Here is a 17,172-nt window from a genome sequence, read left to right on the forward strand (position 1 = left end):
ACATGTTTCACCGGTCGCCGGATGCGCTGGCGAGCGGCGAAACACTATAGATAGGGTTTTGGACGTGTCCCTGTTCTTTATCGTTGCCTTGCCGTTTTTCGGCGCGCTGCTTCCGGGGCTGATGAACGCCGCCGGTCGGTCGGCCTGCGCCGGGGTGACCTTCACCGTATCGCTCGCGGCATTTCTCGGCCTGTTGACCAACCTGCCCGCTGTGCTCGCAGGAGAGATGGTGACGGCCAGGGTCGATTGGGTTCCGTCGCTGGGTCTCAATTTCACGCTCATGCTTGACGGGCTTGGGTTCTTCTTCGCCTTTCTGATCCTGGGTATCGGGCTCCTGATCGTCGCCTATGCGCGCCACTATCTGAGCCGCAATGACAATATGGGCGAATTCTTTACCTATCTGCTGCTGTTCCAGGGCGCGATGGTGGGGATTGTACTGAGCGATAACATCCTGCTTTTGTTGATTTTCTGGGAACTCACCTCGCTTTCATCCTTCCTGCTGATCGGCTATTGGAAGCACCTGCCCGAAGGCCGCCAGGGCGCGCGCATGGCCCTGACGGTGACCGGCATGGGCGGGCTTTCGATGATCGCGGGCATGCTGATGCTCGGACAGATTGCAGGCAGCTATGACCTGAGCGTGATCCTGCAGAACCGTGAGTTGATCCAGGCCGATCCGCTTTACCTTCCGGCGCTGATCCTGATCCTGCTCGGCTGCTTCACCAAATCCGCGCAATTCCCGTTCCATTTCTGGCTGCCGCATGCGATGGCCGCTCCGACGCCGGTTTCGGCCTATCTGCATTCCGCCACCATGGTGAAGGCCGGAATTTTCCTTATGGCGCGGATGTGGCCGGTGCTGTCGGGCACGCCCGAATGGTTCGTGATCGTGACCTCCGCAGGGCTGGTGACGATGGTCCTGGGGGCCGTGATCGCGCTCTTCAAGCATGATCTGAAGGCACTCCTGGCCTTTTCGACGGTCAGTCACCTCGGGCTGATCACGATGCTTCTGGGCACCGGGACGGCTTTTGGTGCGCTGGCGGCGGTGTTTCACATTCTCAACCACGCCACGTTCAAGGCCGCCCTCTTCATGTCGGCGGGGATTGTGGACCATGAGGCCAAGACCCGCGACATTCGCCTGCTGGGCGGGTTGCGGACGCTCATGCCCGTCACCTTTGTCATCGCCACGCTGGCCGCGCTTTCGATGGCGGGTATCCCTTTGCTCAACGGGTTCCTGTCGAAAGAAATGATGCTTGAGGAAACCACGCATACCGTACTCTTCGGCTCGCATTACCTTGTGCCTGTGCTGGCGGTTGTCGGCTCGCTTTTCTCGGCCGCATATTGCTTCCGGCTTATCGGGCACACCTTCCTTGGCCCGGTACGCGACGACTATCCGGCCAAGCCGCACGATCCGAACCCGGGGTTATGGATGCCGCCCGCGATCCTCGTGGTCCTGGTTGTGGTTATCGGCGTCGCCCCCTTCCTGGTGCAGAATTTCGTATTCCTGGTGGCGGATGCCGTCATCGGGGACGCCGCAAAGCTTGAAACCAAGTATATCAAGATCTGGCACGGGCTGGTGCCTGCCTTGTTCATGTCTATCGCGGCTGTCGTCGGCGGGCTGATCGTGCTGGCGCTGTTCAGGCCGCTCCTGCGTGCCTGGGACGCCGCGCCGCGCCCCGAGGCCAAGATCATCTTTGAGGCCATCGTCGAGGCCGCCGCCGCCGCCGCGCGCTGGTTTATCCACGGGCTGCATAACGGGGCCTTCACCCGCTACGCGGCAATCGGGTCTGTCGCGATCATTGCGGCCGGTTACCACGCCTGGAGCACCGGCACCGTCGCAGAGGCAACCCGCAGCCTGCAACCCGCCAGCCCGGTGGCTATTGCGGGCTGGGCGATGCTCGTCGCGGCAACCTGCGGGCTGGTCACGTTGCATCGCAACCGTTTCCTGTCGCTGATCCTGATCGGCATCGTGGGTCTGATGGTCTCCATCGGATTTGTCTTCCTCAGCGCGCCCGACCTGGCAATGACGCAGTTCACCGTTGAGGTGGTCACGATCATCCTGCTGCTGCTGGCCCTGAATTTCCTGCCCAATCGCACCCCGGTGGAAAGCGCACCGTTCAAGCGCCTGCGTGACGCCGCGGTGGCGATTGTCGGCGGGCTGGCCACCTTCGGGCTGGCCTATCACTATCTTCTGCGCGACGCGGTGACGACACCGATTTCCGAGTTCCACCTGGCCAATTCCTACAAGGGCGGTGGCGGCACCAACGTGGTCAATGTTATCCTCGTGGACTTCCGGGGCTTTGACACCTATGGCGAGATTATCGTTCTCGGGATCGCCGCCTTGCTGATCTATGCGCTCACTGAAACGCTACTCAGCGGGCCGGTGCGCGCACGCCTTCTGAACCGGGAGCCCGATCAGCCCCGCGCGGGCGATATGCACCCGATGATGATGGTGGTGCTGACGCGCGTGATCATGCCGGTGGTGCTGATGGTGGGCTTCTACATCTTCCTGCGCGGGCACAACGAGCCGGGCGGTGGTTTTATCGCCGGCCTGATCGTCTCGATTGCCGTCGTGATGCAATACATGGCAAGCGGTTTTGCCTGGACCTCGGCGCGGCTGAAATATCCCTATCACGGGGTGATCGGCGCGGGCGTTCTGGTGGCCGGGTTCACCGGCATCGGATCGTGGTTCGTGGGCAAGCCGTTCCTGACCTCTGACTTCACCTATGTACGCATCCCGCCGTTTGAAAAGTTTGAACTGGCGACGGCGGCGCTCTTTGATCTGGGCGTGTTCCTAGCGGTGGTCGGCGCGGTGATGCTGTCGCTTGAAAGCTTCTCGCGGCTTGCACGGCGCGCGGACATGACCGAAAGCGAATATCCGATGGATATCGACCCGTCGAGGGACGACACGCTGCCCGACACCCCGCAGACCACGAAGGAGGGCGTGTGACATGGAGTTTCTCGTCGCTTCCGCCATTGGTGTTCTGACAGCTGCCGGGCTTTATCTTGTGCTGCGCCTGCGCACTTTCCCTGTGATCCTCGGCATGTCGCTGCTGACCTATGCGGTCAACGTGTTCCTCTTTGCCTCGGGGCGTCTGACCATTGGTGCGGCGCCGGTGCTGCGCGATGGGGTTGAAGTCTATACCGACCCGCTTCCGCAAGCGCTCGTCCTGACCGCGATTGTGATCTCGTTCGGGATGACTGCCGTGGTCGTAATGATCGCGCTCGGGGCCTTCCTCGGCTCAGATGACGATTATGTGGATGACCCTGGCGAGGATGCCAAGGAAGCGGAGGGCCAGCCATGACCCATTGGATCATTGCCCCCATTATCCTGCCCGCCCTTCTGGCTCCGTTCATCGTACTGGCCGCGCGCTATCACATTTCGATCCAGCGTGTTTTCTCGCTGGTGGGTGTGCTGGCGCTCATCGTCATTTCGGCCGGGCTTGCCTGGCAGGTTTCCGACGGCTCGATCCTGTTTTATCGGCTGAGCGATTGGGCTGCGCCATTTGGCATCGTCCTGGTCGGTGACCGGCTTTCGACAATGATGGTTCTGCTGACGTCAGTGCTGGCGCTGTTTGTACTGCTCTATGCCATCGGGTCAGGCTGGGACAATCGCGGGCGGCATTTCCATGCGCTGTTTCAGTTCCAGCTCATGGGGATCCTTGGGGCCTTCCTGACGGGCGACCTGTTCAACCTTTTCGTCTTTTTCGAAGTGCTTCTGATTGCCTCATACGGCCTGATGATCCACGCGGGTGGCAATGAGCGGCTGCGCGCGGGCGTGCAGTACGTGCTCTTCAACCTCATCGGCTCCACGCTCTTTCTCTTTGCTCTGGGGTCGATCTATGCAGAGACCGGTACGCTCAACATGGCCGATCTGGCGGAACGGGTCCAGTTGATCGGAGCCGAGGAAACGGTTGGCATTCGTGTGGCCGCGGTTCTGCTGTTGCTGGTCTTTGCGATCAAGGCCGCGCTTGTGCCACTGCATTTCTGGCTGCCGTCGAGCTATGCCGAGGCCCCCGCCCCGGTTGCGGCCCTCTTTGCGATCATGACCAAGGTGGGCGCCTATGCGATCATCCGGGTTTACACCATGGTATTCCCGCCCGATGTGGAGGTCACAGCCGGGCTTCATGATCTTTGGCTTCTGCCTGCCGCGCTGGTGTCGCTGGCCATCGGCATGATCGGTGTGCTGGCGGCCAAAAAGCTCGACCGGCTGGTGGCCTTCTCGATCATCGGATCGATGGGGATGGTGATGGTTTCCATCGCGCTGTTCACGCCTGCGGGTATCGCCGCGGCGCTCTATTACATCGTGCATTCCACCCTTGCCGGCGCGGCGCTCTTCCTCATCTCCGATCTTGTGCGGACCGGGCGCGGCAATCTGGAGCTCACGCCACAACCGCCGATGGCCGGAACGGCGTTGACCGCGGGGCTCTTTTTTGCCGGGGCGATTGCAATGGCAGGCCTGCCGCCACTTTCGGGGTTTCTGGGCAAGCTCATGGTGCTCAATGCGTCCTATGACAGTGATCTGATGGCGTGGATCTGGGCAGTTGTCCTGATCTCGAGCCTGATCAGTATTCTGGGCTTCGCCCGGGCGGGCAGCGTGCTGTTCTGGAAGGCCCATGGCGCCGAAGCTGCCGAAGAAGCGGACGAGCCGCGCATTACACCGGCCCCGACGGCGCTGTCTTATGTGGCTGTGGGCGGGCTCATTGCGCTTCTCGCCCTGCACACGGTCTTTGCCGGGCAGGTGCACCGCTACACCACAACAATGGCCGAGCAGCTTTTTGCGCCGGATGCCTACACGACAACGGTGCTCACCACCCCCGGCAAGCTGAGCAAACCGAAGGAGGATCATTGACATGGCGCGCGCATATCGTTGGCTGATCCCGCATCCTCTCCTCACGCTCATACTGGCAGTGGTCTGGATATTGCTGCAAAATGAGGTGACTGCCGGGATGGCCGTTTTCGGGATCATCCTCGGGATCATCATTCCTTGGATGACTTCGATCTGGTGGCCGGACACGCCCAAGGGTTTTCGGCTGGGCAAAATGGTTCTCTACAGCTTCATGGTGATCTGGGACATCATCGTCGCGAATATGCAGGTGGCCTGGATCGTGCTGACCGTCCCGAACTCCAAGCTGAAACCGGCCTGGATCGTGATCCCGCTCGAGCTGCGTCAACCCGAAGCGATCACCGTGCTTGCAGGCACGATCACCCTGACCCCCGGCACTGTCTCGGCGGATTTGTCGGATGAAGGACACAGCCTTCTGGTGCATGTGCTGCATACCGATGACCCGGACGCTGAACGGGATGCAATCAAGGACCGCTACGAGCGCCGCCTGCTGGAGATTTTCACATGACCGCCGCGACAAGCCTGTTTGATATCGCTTTGATCATCGCCTTCGTCACCCTCGCCCTTGGGCAGATCCTGTCGATGGTCCGACTGGTGATCGGCCCGACATCGGGGGACCGCATCCTCGCGCTCGATACGATGGTGATCAATGCGCTTGGGATTGTGGTCGTGCTGGGCATTAGCCAGGGCGTACAGATTTACTTCGAAGTCTCGTTGCTGATCGCGATGCTGGGCTTTGTTTCGACCGTCGCCCTTGCGCGCTTCCTGCTACGGGGGGATATCATCGAATGAGCCTTCAGATTATCGGAACATATGCTGCTGCCCTCTCTTTGCTGGTGGGATCGGGGTTTATCCTTGTCGGGGTGATCGGTCTGCTGAAGTTCAATGACCCGATGACGCGCCTGCATGCGCCGACCAAGGTTGGCACTCTCGGGATCGGCATGTTGCTTCTTGCGGGGATGATCCATTCATTTCTGCTTGGCGATACGTCCATTCACGAGATGCTGATCATGGCATTCCTGTTTGTTACCGCTCCTATTTCCGCGCATTTCATCGCAAAGGTCAGTATCCATCAGCGCAGTTGCCAAACACCGCCGCCGCCGACGAACGACAGCACCTGGTCGACTCTGAGTGCGCCTGACAAGGGCGATCAGGCCTGACGCATCGGGTGAGGACGTCTCGACCTCCTTTCCTGTCACAGGGTCTTGAGGGTTTATGCAGGCAAGAAAGCCCGTTCTCTGACAGAGGGCCGTATGCCACCCCAGGGCCTCTTTGCACCTCGCGGCACGAATGTCCGTGGCATGGGCCAGCGCAGGGGGCAGCCCGGCGGCCCGGTTTACCTCCGGATTGAAAGATAGCCGGAAGGGCTGGTTGGCTAAGACGGCGCAAGGCTGGAAGAGATGTCACTCATCATGACATGCCCTTGCGCGGGGCCAATATGTTCAGGGGCTATTGGCGGGTGCGGGAAAACAGCCCGCGAACCGAACGCAGACGTCGGCGTCTTCATTGGGGATCCGGTGCGGAGCAACAAAGACCGCGGCCTGCATATCCTCTGTCGCAAAAGGGTCCGGTCATTTCGGATAAGTGCAATATCCACCCGTGAGGGGCGGCGCTGATCCTCACGCCTGGCCAGGCGTGTCGCATCGCGACTTCGGCAAGACGACACCGGGCGCTCCAATCTGGAAGGGCCCCGGAGTCCAAGCTGAAAAGGATCATGGGCCCGCCCGCCCCTCAACTGGCCAGCGTCATGCGCCCGCAAATCCTGTCGCCACAACCTCCCCCCCCCTGAAACACGAAGAGCAACGGGCAAATGACCCTGTTGCGCGGAAAATCTGCTTTGTACTTCGTCTGAACCGCACAGTCAGCCGACCCTTCAGTGCGGCGCAACTGCCGAACATGCGACACGACCGGTGCACATGCGCACCTGGCAGAATGGTTTCCATCACCCTCGAACCATCCGACGGAAGAGGAGGTCATCAGAACAATTGCACGTCCCCGGAAGGCTCCTCGCGTTGCCGTGACGCGGGCAAGGTCCGAGGCGCAATTTCCTCTGCCGCAACGGCCCGGGCATCAGCCATGAAGCGCAGCTGAATGCGCCCGCCAACGGGCCAGAACCTGAGGCTCCGCCCCTGACGTCCGCCAAGGCAACAATCGACCAGTTCGAACCCTTCGTTCTGAACAAACCATTTGGCGAACCGGGCATTAGACGCGCCAATATCGATCTTGCTATCACGCATTTTTGCGCCACCCAGAAGTTTCACCTTCAAGCGTTCGCGACGGGCCCCCTTTCGGATCAGGCCATTGACCAGAAGCTCCATAGCATTGACCCCGTAGCTCAACCCGCCGCTCGGAGAATCGTCCCCTCCAGGTATGAGGAAGTGATTGATGCCTCCCACGCCTGCATCCTCATCCCACATACAAGCAGCAACGCAAGAGCCCAGGATCGTGGTGAGCACAACGGTCCGATCCGCCGAGACATGGGTTTCGCCCTGCAACACAGGAAGAGTAATAAAATCCTTTATCGTATTTCGGGCGTTGGTTTCCACGTCTCGTTATCCAGTATTGCTGCACCTGTTCAGGGGGCATTAAGCCTTCCGCAACGGTTTTATCCAGGGTGTCCGCAGTGAACACATGAGTCAGAAGTCCTGCCAGTTCTCGGACTGGTTGACAGCTGTCCGTTCTGCACGAGCACGCGATTCAAAGACGATCTTTCCTTCCTGCTCGGACGCGCCAGTCCCGGGCTGTGTTTGCTTGGCTTCCGCCTGCTCCGCAGCAAGATCGTCATCCCACGCCTGGGCAGCCGTAGCACTCTTGCCACCTTCTGTTGAAAAGACCGCCATGACTTCGGTCATCCGAGCTGCCTCTTCGCTGAGGCTGCGGCTGGCAGCCGAGGATTCCTCGATCACCGCCGCGTTCTGCTGTGTAACTCGGTCGAGCTCAGACACGCCGTCCTTTATCTCAGCGAGGTTGTTCGCCTGCTCACGCGAGCTCGTGGCAATCATTGAAACAAGGTCCGATGCATAGTGCACACCGTCAATGATCTCACTCAGCGCGGATCCAGCCTTGTTGACCAACTCGCTTCCATTCGCCACCTGTTCACCAGAGCGCAGGATCAGCTCCTTTATTTCATTCGCCGACTCAGAGGCGCGTTGTGCAAGGGCGCGCACCTCGGAGGCCACAACGGCAAACCCGCGCCCCGCTTCACCCGCCCGGGCGGCTTCGACACCCGCGTTTAGAGCCAAGAGGTTGGTCTGAAAGGCAATATCGTCAATGACCCCAATGATTGCGGTGATCTGTTCGGAGGACTGCTCGATGTTCTTCATCGCGTCAACCGCCAGGCTCACCACCTCGTCACCGGATTGGGCCTGCTTACGATTCAACAAAATCCGTTCATTGGCCTCCGCAGCCCGAACCGCAGTCTGTTCAACCGAACTGCTTAGCGTTTCGATCGCAGCCGCCGACTCCTCCAGCGTCACCGCTTGTGCTTCGGAACGTTTTGACTGATCCACGGCCACGTCTGCGATCTCAGCGGCCGAATTACGCACATTTACAGCGGTCGATGTTATGGTGCTCAGAACGTTCTGCAGTTTATCGCACACCGCGTTGAAACTCTCGCAAACAGCTTTTTGCTGTGCATCAAGCTCGCCCATTTCAGGGAGATTGATCAGCTGATCCACCCGGCCGTCGGCCAAATCCGATAGCCCGTCTACAAGTCGCTGAAACAACATCTCTTGTTGAGCCATTTCCTTTTCTCGTATGCCTTGCCGCTGAAAATCTTCTGCCAACTGATCGCGCAATTCAGTCAATTGCTTGGCCATCGCGCCGATCTCATCGGCACGTGCAGAAACGCCGATCTCTGTATCATATTCCCGATCTGCGATCCGCCGCATAGCGGAATTCAAAGCCTGTATGGGTCCGGTAACGAGACGCCCACTGGTCCAGATTACACCCAAAAGAACCACCAGAGAGACCGCAGCGCTCATCGCAATCACCTTCAATGTGCGTGACAGCATCTCGGAATGAAAAGCGGCCAGATCCCAAGACATGATCAATGTTCCAATCTTTGACCCGCCGGACTTGGCGAAGATCGGTTCGGATGTGATCATCGCACCGTCGATGACTTCGAGGCCAATTTGCCCGTCTGAATGATGGCGTTTAAACATGCCGTTCATACGATCCTTCAGATGTGCCGTGCGGGTGCCCTCCCTGTCGAACGTAACGAGCAGGTCGCCATCCGCATTGTAGACATCAATCGCCTGAACCGAATCGTCATTATCCGTCATCGGGCGTATGGTGTCTTTCAGCCGGTTGATATCCCGAAATTGCATAGGGGATGCCATTTGCTTTGACAGCACTGCGATGACCAGGGTGCTGTGCTGCGCGCTGATGTCGCGTATCAACTTCTCCTGACTGGTCAGCTGCAGGACATATCCGATCGCACTGATCGCGATGATACCTGCGGCGACAATTGCCGCCAATTTGTACCGGATGCTCAGGTGAAACACTCTCTGACGTGCGGCCTTTGTTGGAAACATGTTACTCTCCGATAAAATGAGTTCGGTCAGCGGAACACGGCCATGCTCAGTTGCGTAGGGCCAGCTGCTCCAGATTGATTCCCACAGTGATCACGCCGATCACCGACCCGCCATCTACGATCGGCAGGCTGACCTGGCTTTGATAGGCTTGTGCCGATTCGTCGAATTCCACATCTCCGACGTGAATTTCATTTGTTGCGAATGGCACCTGCCATTTCGCTTCGTCTCCTTGCCAGAAATCCGAAGTCACGTCGCTTTGCCCGACATTCAAACCGCGAATATCGGTCACGAAAATCTCTGAAAACTGGCCATGGCTCTCGGCCTGAAGCGCGCGTAGATGAACCGACAGAGAGTTCGCCAGAACCTCGTCTATCATATCGCCACCGCTGATAGTCTGAGCCCGCCATTTTTGATCCAGCGCGTCAATATCGGACTGACTCAGATCGACAGAGGTCAGGTTTTGGTCACGCACTGCAGTGACAATGCTCTGGTCCCTCGTCCATGTGCTCAACACCTCATCCGCAACGGCCTTGATATCTGTAGAATATTCGTTGCCGGCGAGCGCTGCAGAGCAAACAAACGTGAGAGCGGTGCAGATGGAAAGGATGCGTTTCATGAGTGGCTCTCCAGTTTGAGTTGATATTCTGATACTTGTCGCCAAAAGGGTTTAAGAAGGCATGAAACCGCTCCTCAAATAGCGGTGGAATTCTCTCGAATTTGAATGGCCGTCGCCATCAAAGTCGCGAGGTCGCGGTCGACCCGGGCCCAAAACCACCCCAGGCGCTCTTTTAAAGGATTTGCAGCAGGCCAATGAGACACTGCATGTCATTTGCCATGACGCTGTGGGGCTGCAGGATAGCCGCCGGTACGGCACCCCTTCCCTTACAGACCACGCAGGTTCACAGGTTCCGCGCGGATTTCCGGACCAATGCAACCAAGATCGCCGACATAACCGCTTATCTCGGCCACTATCCTGGGCAGCGATTCGACGCCTGCAAGCGTTTCGATTTCACGCCCGAGATCCCTGAAGCGGGATACAAACTCTAGATCCAATGCCTGATCCTTGAAATCCGGGTAAGTGGCACATCCGAAAGCGCAAACCCTTGGGGGATCAGGTCTTTGATATGGTCAGGCAACACGCCGTTTTACGCTTGGACGGGAACGGTTTGATAACACGGCTTAACGGTATCAAAGAAAACTGAGCGCGGCTTTATTCAAATCGATGAGAAACCGGGCTTGACCGGCGGGATTGCGCCGCATGCTCGATGAGAAGCCCCGTTATTTCACATTCATATCGAATGACTTGCCGTGTTTCAGCCTGCTCCAAAGCAGGTGAAAAACCCTCCTCGGCATGTCCTTTTGTTGCATATTCTGATGCGTTGCTCTGACGAAAGCGGGCTGGCAAAACTTTGCAACACCTCGGAATGGATCTTTAGCATAAAAGAAGCTCCCGATTTCATCGGTCGTTGAAACCAAGATTTCTTCCGAAGAAAACTGGGCCAGGTAGCCTTGAACGGCTGGCCCGGCGCTGTCTGCGTGGGCTGTTCAGCTCGTTTTAAATATCCGTCGACAGCGGGCTAGAAAAGCTCCACCGCGCCCTGATCCGGCGCAGATAGCGAAACCGGCGTTCTGTCTGCCAGCCGCGCGCGGATATAGTCGAGCCGGACACCACTGCCGAGTTCGGTCAGATCAAGCTCGGGACCCGGACCAACCATCGTCACCATGCGCCGCAGTATGACAGCAAGGTCGTCGAGATGTTGATGGAGAGCATCCACTCGTTGAAGATCGGACAGGTGCTCGAGGTCGACCCCGCTAAGATCCATATCGCTCACGCCAAGGTCCAGACAATGCGCGATGCTGGCAAGTTCCTGTACTTCTTCAGCAAGCATGCCGAGAATGTCACCTGTCGGTCTGCTTTTCATGAGCGAACCTCTTCCATCACAGCCGTCCGACGACTTTTTCGATACAGGCCTTGAGCTGCACTGTATGAAACGGTTTCTTGATGAAATTGTTCATGCCAAGCCGTGTGCCCCGGTTGATCGTCTCGGCATCTGCGCGGCCGGTGATCAGGATGAATCCGGTCCGGGCAATCGCCTTGTGCGAACGGATGGCCTCAAGCAATTGCAAACCGTCCATACGTGGCATGTTGAAATCCGAAAGAACCAGATGCACCGGTTTTGTCGCCAGGGATCGCCAGGCGGTCTCTCCGTCGTTTTCGGTGCGGTAGTTCGACACCCCCAGCTCGTCCAAGGCCTGCGTGATCAGGGCGCGGCTTGTGGACATGTCATCGACGACCAGCACATGCAGTTTGTCTTTCAGACCCATCTCATCCTCCCGAGCTAGTGAACATGCATCACGGGTCGCGCCGCGGCTTCGGTAGCGTTACGTTGAAAGATGCCGGGGCCCGAAGCCTTGAACTGGCGGGCACACTCCTCTGACAGGGTCTCGGAATGACCAAGAAAGAGCATCCCCGCAGGCAGAACGCGTGAGCCAAGGCGGTGCCAAAGCTGCTCTTGCGTTTCTGCGTCGAAATAGATGGCGACATTCCGGCACATGATCACATCGAAACCGCCCTTGAACGGCCAGGTGCTGTGCAGATTGAGTGTGCGGAAGCTGATCAGCGCTCGGGCGGCATCCACTACGCGCACACGATCACTACTCGATCCAACCGGTTCAAAATACCGGGACATGTGATCACCGGGCAGCGAGGAAGTGTGCGCGCGTGGATAGATGCCCGCCTGCGCAACAGCCAAAATATCGCTGTCGATATCGGTGGCCAGCAGTTTCAAGTCGAGCTTGCTTGCTTCCGGACATGCATCCAACACGTGAAATGCGAGTTGAAATGGCTCTTCACCACTTGAACAGCCTGCCGACCAAAGGCGTACGCGCATACCTTTACGGGCGGCTCTGGCCAGCCGTGGCATCACCGCTTTGGCGAAAAAGCTGAAATGATGGTCTTCACGATTAAAACGCGTCATATTCGTGGTGTAGGCATTGATGAAATGGGATCGCTCCCCGTCACCTTCGGGGGAATTCAGATAAGCGATATAGCTGCTTACCGACTCCATGCAGGTGGCCTTGAGTCGCTTGGACAGACGGCCCGCAACCATGGTTTTCTTATGGGGCGGCAAATCGATGCCTGTAAATTCGCGTACAAGCCCAACAATCTTGTTGAACTCATCTGCATTGAGCTCCGATTGAACAGCGATCCCTTCTGTTGGTCTGCTCATGCGGCACTCACTTCTTCTTGCTGCTGCAAAATCTGGTGAACGTCGATGGCCCGCACGATGGTATCTTCGACCATGTAAACGCCTTTGATGAATGCAGCTGTCCGCTCCGAGGACACATCGGGTGTGGATTGCATGTCGGCGGCATTGACAGTGAGGATGTTGGAGACCGCATCGACGAGAAAGCCGACGGTTTTTTCGTTGATGCATGCAATGATAATCACGTGCCGACTTTCCGGCACAGTCTTGCCCAGGCCCAGACACATCGACAAATCCACAACCGGCAGCACATTTCCGCGAAGGTTCATCATCCCGATCACATAGTCGGGTGCATGCGGAAGTGTGGTTGTCGTTGTCCAGCCACGGATTTCCAACACATGGCCGATATCAAGGCAAAACGCCTGCTCACAGATGGCGAAGGAGACAATTTCGATCCAGGCTGCGGCCTGATCCTGCGGGGTCGCTTCAGACATGTTGAGGTACTCCGTTCAATTCCGGCCTGATCTGGCGGGAAGGCATCGACACGCCAGGCGAAGTAATCACCTGATCGGTGTCGACAATAAGGGCAATCTTACCGTCGCCGAGGATCGTGGCTGCGGCGATCCCGGTAATCTGCTGATAATTTTGCTCCAGCCCTTTGATGACCACCTCGCGCTGATCAATGATCCCATCTACGGCAAGAGCTGTACGGCGCCCTGAATCGCCTTCGATCAGCAGGATGGATTGATCCGAGAAGTCGGTCAGAACGGGGCGGAATCCCAAAGACGCACCAAGATCGATGATCGGGATCAAATCCCCCCCGAGCGAGAGCGCACGATCTTCATCGCAAAAGGCATGAATATCTGCCTGCCCTGGCTGTAAGGTTTCGCGCAAGGACAAGGTCGGCACCACGAGCGACTCGCCTGCGACCGTGACCACCATGCCTTCCATGACGGCGAGCGTGAGCGGGAGCGAGATGGTCAGCTTTGTGCCGCGCCCTTGTTCGGAAAAAAGCGCAATGCGCCCCCCAAGCGCCTGTATTTCGTTGCGAACGACATCCATGCCAACACCACGGCCGGACAGGTTGGAAACTTCGGTGGCAGTGGAGAAACCGGGCCGGAAGAGCAGATTGTCGATATCGGTATCGGTCAGGTCTTCCTCGGGGCGAACCAACCCTTTCTCTTCGGCGATCGCACGTACCTTCGCCCGGTTGATCCCGGCCCCATCATCAGAAAGTGAGATCACCACGCGTCCGGATTTATGCGCGGCCTCCAGCCGGATGATACCTTGTTCAGGTTTGCCGGCTTCGATGCGGTCCTGCGGTGTCTCCAACCCGTGATCGACCGAATTGCGGATCATATGGGTGAGCGGTTCAACCAGCCGTTCTGTCACGGTCTTATCCACCTCTGTGGCTTCGCCGACCATGACAAGCCGTGCGGTCTTTCCAGCCTCACGCGCCGATTCTCGCACAATCCGCGACATACGCTGGAAAAGGCTGCGAACGGGCTGAGCGCGGATCGCCATGACACTTTCCTGCAGCGAGCCCGAGAGCTGTTTGAGCTGGCCCATTGCCTCGCTCACCGCCGAATTGGCGGATCGTGGCAGCTCATCTATCGACTGGCGAAGCATGGCCTCGCTGATAACCAACTCCCCCACCAGATTGATCAGGCGGTCCACCCGCTTCAGATCCACACGAATAGTGGCATTGCGCGCCTCGTCGGACTTCTTCTTGGCTCCGACCGCGGCGGCAGCTTTTGTCGGCGCCTCTGTTCCCGCAGGCAGATGATCAACCGCTTCTGTGTCCTCTGGAATGCTCAGCTCGGGTGCGTCGTCTGGCGAACAGGCCGTGATTGTAAGCTGGCAAAGCCCTTCGACAAATTCGAACACCTCGCGAACGGCTTCCTCATTCACCCCTTCATCGGGCACCAGATGCAGTGACCACGAGAGCGCCGCCAATTCGCCAGTGTCCGCCTCGAGCGGTTTTACCGCGCTTGTATCAGCCGATATGCTCAGCTCACCCATCTTGGATAGCGTCCGGAACAGAAGCGCCGGATCGTGGCCATTGGCATAGAGCGCTGGCTCTGCGGCGAAACTGATATCGAACGCACACTCGGTAATCGCCCCGGAAATATCAGGCAATTCGGTGAATGCATCCCCCAGATCAAGGGTCAGAGGAACAAAGCCCGTGACATCTTCCTCCTGTGCGTCGGCAACAGCTGTCGGCGCGGCTCCAGGATCCTGGGAGACCAGCTTCAGATCGCTGAGTACCGACAAGCCTTCGCTAGCCGGCAGATCGATTTCATCGCGAGCTGCATTGACCAGATCGCTGAGGTGATCGGTCGCCAAGAACATCAGCGCGGTGATCGGGCCATCAACCTGAAGCTTGTCGGATCGCAGCAGATCGAGCACGTTTTCGAAGGCATGGGCAAACTCGATCAGACGATCCATGCCGAAAGCACCGGCACCACCTTTGATGGAATGCACCGAGCGGAACATCGAGTTGATCGTTTCGTCATCACCGGTATCGCCCTCAAGAGCGGTCAATCCGGTCGACAACCCCTCAAGAAGGTCGTCGCATTCTTCAAAGAACATCTCGCGCAAATCGCTCATTTCACGGGCTCCTCAGAAGACCAGACGGTTAATCGCTGTGATCAGTTTCACCGGATCAAACGGTTTCACGATCCAGCCGGTTGCCCCGGCGGCGCGGGCGCGTTGTTTGAGCTGATCACCCGTCTCGGTGGTCAGGACGAGGACGGGAAGCGATGCATAACGTTCACGCGCGCGCACCCCTTCAATCACGCCAAAGCCATCGAGACGGGGCATGTTGATATCAGTGATCACGAGGTCCGGTTCGGTCGCGTCGAGCTGTTCCAGCCCCTGCACACCATCTTCGGCGAGATCGACATGGAATCCGGCATCCTGCAATGCGGTCTGAATCATGTTTCGCATGGTGCGCGAATCGTCAACGGCGAGAATCCTGGTTGTCATTCACAGTCCTCGATTATTAGTTCTGAGTGCGGAATACCGAGCCGATCGAGGCCCGTAAGAAACTGCGCCGTCGGCTGGGCTATGGAAAACGCGAGGGCGTGGGCCTGCCATTCGGCCTGAGCCGCCAGAAGAAGCTCTGCGCCAGCGCCGCCGAGAAACTCTACCTTATCCGCTTCAAGGCATAGCGCGTGGTCACGCGCCGATTCGATTCCGGCGCGCAGATCGGCAACCGCCGCCAGATCCAACCGGACAGGCAATCCAATCGTGCATTCCGCATTCGCGTCTGTTTTGCTGGGCATGGCTGTCTCTCCGGGTTTCGCAGCGTTTGGCTACCGCGAACCCTAGGAGACATGTTTTAAGATGCTGTTACCGCGGATCTGAAACGACGCTGCCCTACACAACCTCGGGCAGACGCTGGGCCGGAGGCGTGTTTCTGCTGCGCAAGCTGGTGATCTTGCCATCGATGATCGTCATGCCCACGCCTGGCAGATTGCCTTGCCGAACCGAATCAAGAAGATCTTTGCCGGGCGCGTGCTGCGCCTGATCCATCAGCACGAAATCCGCACATTTGCCGACCTCGATGATACCGGTATCAAGGTTGCGCTGACGCGACGTGTTGCCGGTGGCAAAACAGAAGGCGATCTCAGCCGGGGTATTGCCCATGCTCGACAAGAGCGCCACCATCCGCAAGATGCCCAGGGGCTGAACACCGGACCCCGCCGGGCCATCGGTGCCGAGGATCACCTGGTCGAGCTTGCCCAACTCGCGCGCTGTGTTGACCGCGAGGATCCCCGCCCTCTCATTCCCGTTATGAACGATCTCAAAGGCGGATTGGCAGCTTTCACAGAGGCAGACAATCTGATCATCCGGCAGCGCCGAATGACCGCCATTGATATGGCCGATCACATCCGTACCGGTCTCGATTACCATATCCGCATCAATCAGGCCCGATCCGGGAATAGACGGACCACCTGTATGGATCGTGCTCTGAATTCCGTATTTGCGCGCCCAATCGACCATCTGCCGCGCGGTCTTGCCATCCTTGACAGTTCCAAGACCAACCTCGCCGAGAAGTTTCACACCCGCTTCGGCCAGTTCCTTGAAATCCTCCTCGACCATGCCGTGCTCGATCACGGGCGCGCCGGCATGGACCTTCATGCCTGACGGGCGAAAATTCTCGTACCAGCGCTGCGAGGCGATCGCCATGGCCTTGAGCCCGACCACATCCTTGGGCCGCCCTGGCATGTGCACCTCACCGGCTGAGATCAGCGTGGTCACACCGCCATTCAGTGTACTGTCGATCCAGTGAAGCTGTTGCTGGCGCGGGGTGTAGTCGCCAACGACCGGATGCACGTGGCTGTCGATCAGTCCCGGCGCCAGAGTCACGCCTTGCGCGTCGACGACGGTGGTCGCGCCCTCGGTGTCGAGATCCGCTTCGCTTCCCCATGCACTGATCTTGCCATCGATGGCGATCAGGCAATCTCCGTCGAAAACGGGCCTGTCGATATCGCCTGAAAGTATCATGCCGATATTGCGGATGACGAGCTTGCTGCTGTCCATAGGACGCGCCCCCCTTGCCAATGATGTCATTCGCACACTAACA

At 58.3% G+C, this 17,172-nt stretch carries 18 protein-coding genes; 7 read left to right on the forward strand and 11 right to left on the reverse strand.

The genetic code is table 11. The annotated features are described in order from the left end of the window. Positions 1–64: 64 nt before the first annotated feature. Genes EI983_RS16030 through mnhG form a run of 6 tightly spaced genes read left to right on the forward strand, consistent with a single transcriptional unit; the run spans position 65 to position 6,000 of the window. Positions 65–2,944, forward strand: coding sequence for a monovalent cation/H+ antiporter subunit A (locus EI983_RS16030; RefSeq protein ID WP_157708357.1), 2,880 nt, complete (start codon positions 65–67; stop codon positions 2,942–2,944). A 1-nt stretch (position 2,945) separates the two neighbouring features. Continuing rightward, positions 2,946–3,299 carry a Na+/H+ antiporter subunit C gene (locus tag EI983_RS16035; RefSeq protein WP_157708358.1) on the forward strand — a complete coding sequence of 118 codons (354 nt, stop codon included), beginning with the start codon at positions 2,946–2,948 and terminating at the stop codon, positions 3,297–3,299. Beyond that, the gene (locus EI983_RS16040) at positions 3,296–4,846 is read left to right on the forward strand and encodes a monovalent cation/H+ antiporter subunit D (protein WP_157708359.1); all 1,551 of its coding nucleotides are present in this window, start codon (positions 3,296–3,298) and stop codon (positions 4,844–4,846) included. The genes EI983_RS16035 and EI983_RS16040 overlap by 4 nt, the downstream gene beginning before the upstream one ends. A 1-nt stretch (position 4,847) precedes the next feature. Continuing rightward, positions 4,848–5,348: a Na+/H+ antiporter subunit E gene (locus EI983_RS16045; RefSeq protein ID WP_157708360.1), complete on the forward strand. Its 501-nt coding sequence runs from the start codon at positions 4,848–4,850 to the stop codon at positions 5,346–5,348. Then, a complete protein-coding gene (locus tag EI983_RS16050) occupies positions 5,345–5,632 on the forward strand; it encodes a K+/H+ antiporter subunit F (RefSeq protein ID WP_157708361.1) in 288 nt (95 codons plus the stop codon). The genes EI983_RS16045 and EI983_RS16050 overlap by 4 nt, the downstream gene beginning before the upstream one ends. After that, the gene (gene mnhG, locus EI983_RS16055; RefSeq protein ID WP_157708362.1) at positions 5,629–6,000 is read left to right on the forward strand and encodes a monovalent cation/H(+) antiporter subunit G; all 372 of its coding nucleotides are present in this window, start codon (positions 5,629–5,631) and stop codon (positions 5,998–6,000) included. Before EI983_RS16050 ends, mnhG begins: the two co-directional genes overlap by 4 nt. 816 nt (positions 6,001–6,816) lie before the next feature. Here mnhG and EI983_RS16060 read toward each other — a convergent pair. From EI983_RS16060 to EI983_RS16070, 3 genes are all read right to left on the reverse strand, one after another. Beyond that, a complete protein-coding gene (locus tag EI983_RS16060; RefSeq protein ID WP_198389322.1) occupies positions 6,817–7,386 on the reverse strand; it encodes a chemotaxis protein CheD in 570 nt (189 codons plus the stop codon). Positions 7,387–7,476: 90 nt separating this feature from the next. After that, entirely contained in the window at positions 7,477–9,375 is a 1,899-nt protein-coding gene (locus EI983_RS16065) for a methyl-accepting chemotaxis protein (RefSeq protein WP_157708363.1), read from the reverse strand. A gap of 46 nt (positions 9,376–9,421) precedes the next feature. Then, entirely contained in the window at positions 9,422–9,991 is a 570-nt protein-coding gene (locus EI983_RS16070; protein WP_157708364.1) for a PDC sensor domain-containing protein, read from the reverse strand. Positions 9,992–10,197: 206 nt separating this feature from the next. Between EI983_RS16070 and EI983_RS16075 the strand changes: the two genes are divergently transcribed. Continuing rightward, positions 10,198–10,422: a hypothetical protein gene (locus EI983_RS16075; RefSeq protein ID WP_157708365.1), complete on the forward strand. Its 225-nt coding sequence runs from the start codon at positions 10,198–10,200 to the stop codon at positions 10,420–10,422. A 530-nt stretch (positions 10,423–10,952) separates the two neighbouring features. Here EI983_RS16075 and EI983_RS16080 read toward each other — a convergent pair. The 8 genes from EI983_RS16080 to EI983_RS16115 form a co-directional block, all read right to left on the reverse strand. Further along, positions 10,953–11,297, reverse strand: a complete 345-nt coding sequence (locus EI983_RS16080; RefSeq protein WP_157708366.1) for a hypothetical protein — start codon at positions 11,295–11,297, stop codon at positions 10,953–10,955. A 16-nt stretch (positions 11,298–11,313) separates the two neighbouring features. Further along, on the reverse strand, positions 11,314–11,700 hold the full coding sequence (locus tag EI983_RS16085; RefSeq protein WP_157708367.1) for a response regulator: 387 nt from the start codon (positions 11,698–11,700) through the stop codon (positions 11,314–11,316). Between the two features lie 14 nt (positions 11,701–11,714). Then, entirely contained in the window at positions 11,715–12,605 is an 891-nt protein-coding gene (locus EI983_RS16090; protein ID WP_157708368.1) for a CheR family methyltransferase, read from the reverse strand. Further along, positions 12,602–13,075 carry a chemotaxis protein CheW gene (locus tag EI983_RS16095; protein ID WP_157708369.1) on the reverse strand — a complete coding sequence of 158 codons (474 nt, stop codon included), beginning with the start codon at positions 13,073–13,075 and terminating at the stop codon, positions 12,602–12,604. Before EI983_RS16095 ends, EI983_RS16090 begins: the two co-directional genes overlap by 4 nt. Then, positions 13,068–15,191, reverse strand: a complete 2,124-nt coding sequence (locus tag EI983_RS16100; protein WP_157708370.1) for a chemotaxis protein CheA — start codon at positions 15,189–15,191, stop codon at positions 13,068–13,070. Before EI983_RS16100 ends, EI983_RS16095 begins: the two co-directional genes overlap by 8 nt. 12 nt (positions 15,192–15,203) lie before the next feature. Further along, positions 15,204–15,569 carry a response regulator gene (locus EI983_RS16105; RefSeq protein WP_157708371.1) on the reverse strand — a complete coding sequence of 122 codons (366 nt, stop codon included), beginning with the start codon at positions 15,567–15,569 and terminating at the stop codon, positions 15,204–15,206. Further along, positions 15,566–15,868 carry an STAS domain-containing protein gene (locus tag EI983_RS16110; RefSeq protein WP_157708372.1) on the reverse strand — a complete coding sequence of 101 codons (303 nt, stop codon included), beginning with the start codon at positions 15,866–15,868 and terminating at the stop codon, positions 15,566–15,568. Before EI983_RS16110 ends, EI983_RS16105 begins: the two co-directional genes overlap by 4 nt. A gap of 94 nt (positions 15,869–15,962) precedes the next feature. Continuing rightward, positions 15,963–17,129: an amidohydrolase family protein gene (locus EI983_RS16115; protein ID WP_157708373.1), complete on the reverse strand. Its 1,167-nt coding sequence runs from the start codon at positions 17,127–17,129 to the stop codon at positions 15,963–15,965. Positions 17,130–17,172 lie beyond the last annotated feature (43 nt).

Source organism: Roseovarius faecimaris (genome assembly GCF_009762325.1).
GTDB classification, from domain to species: Bacteria; Pseudomonadota; Alphaproteobacteria; order Rhodobacterales; family Rhodobacteraceae; genus Roseovarius; species Roseovarius faecimaris.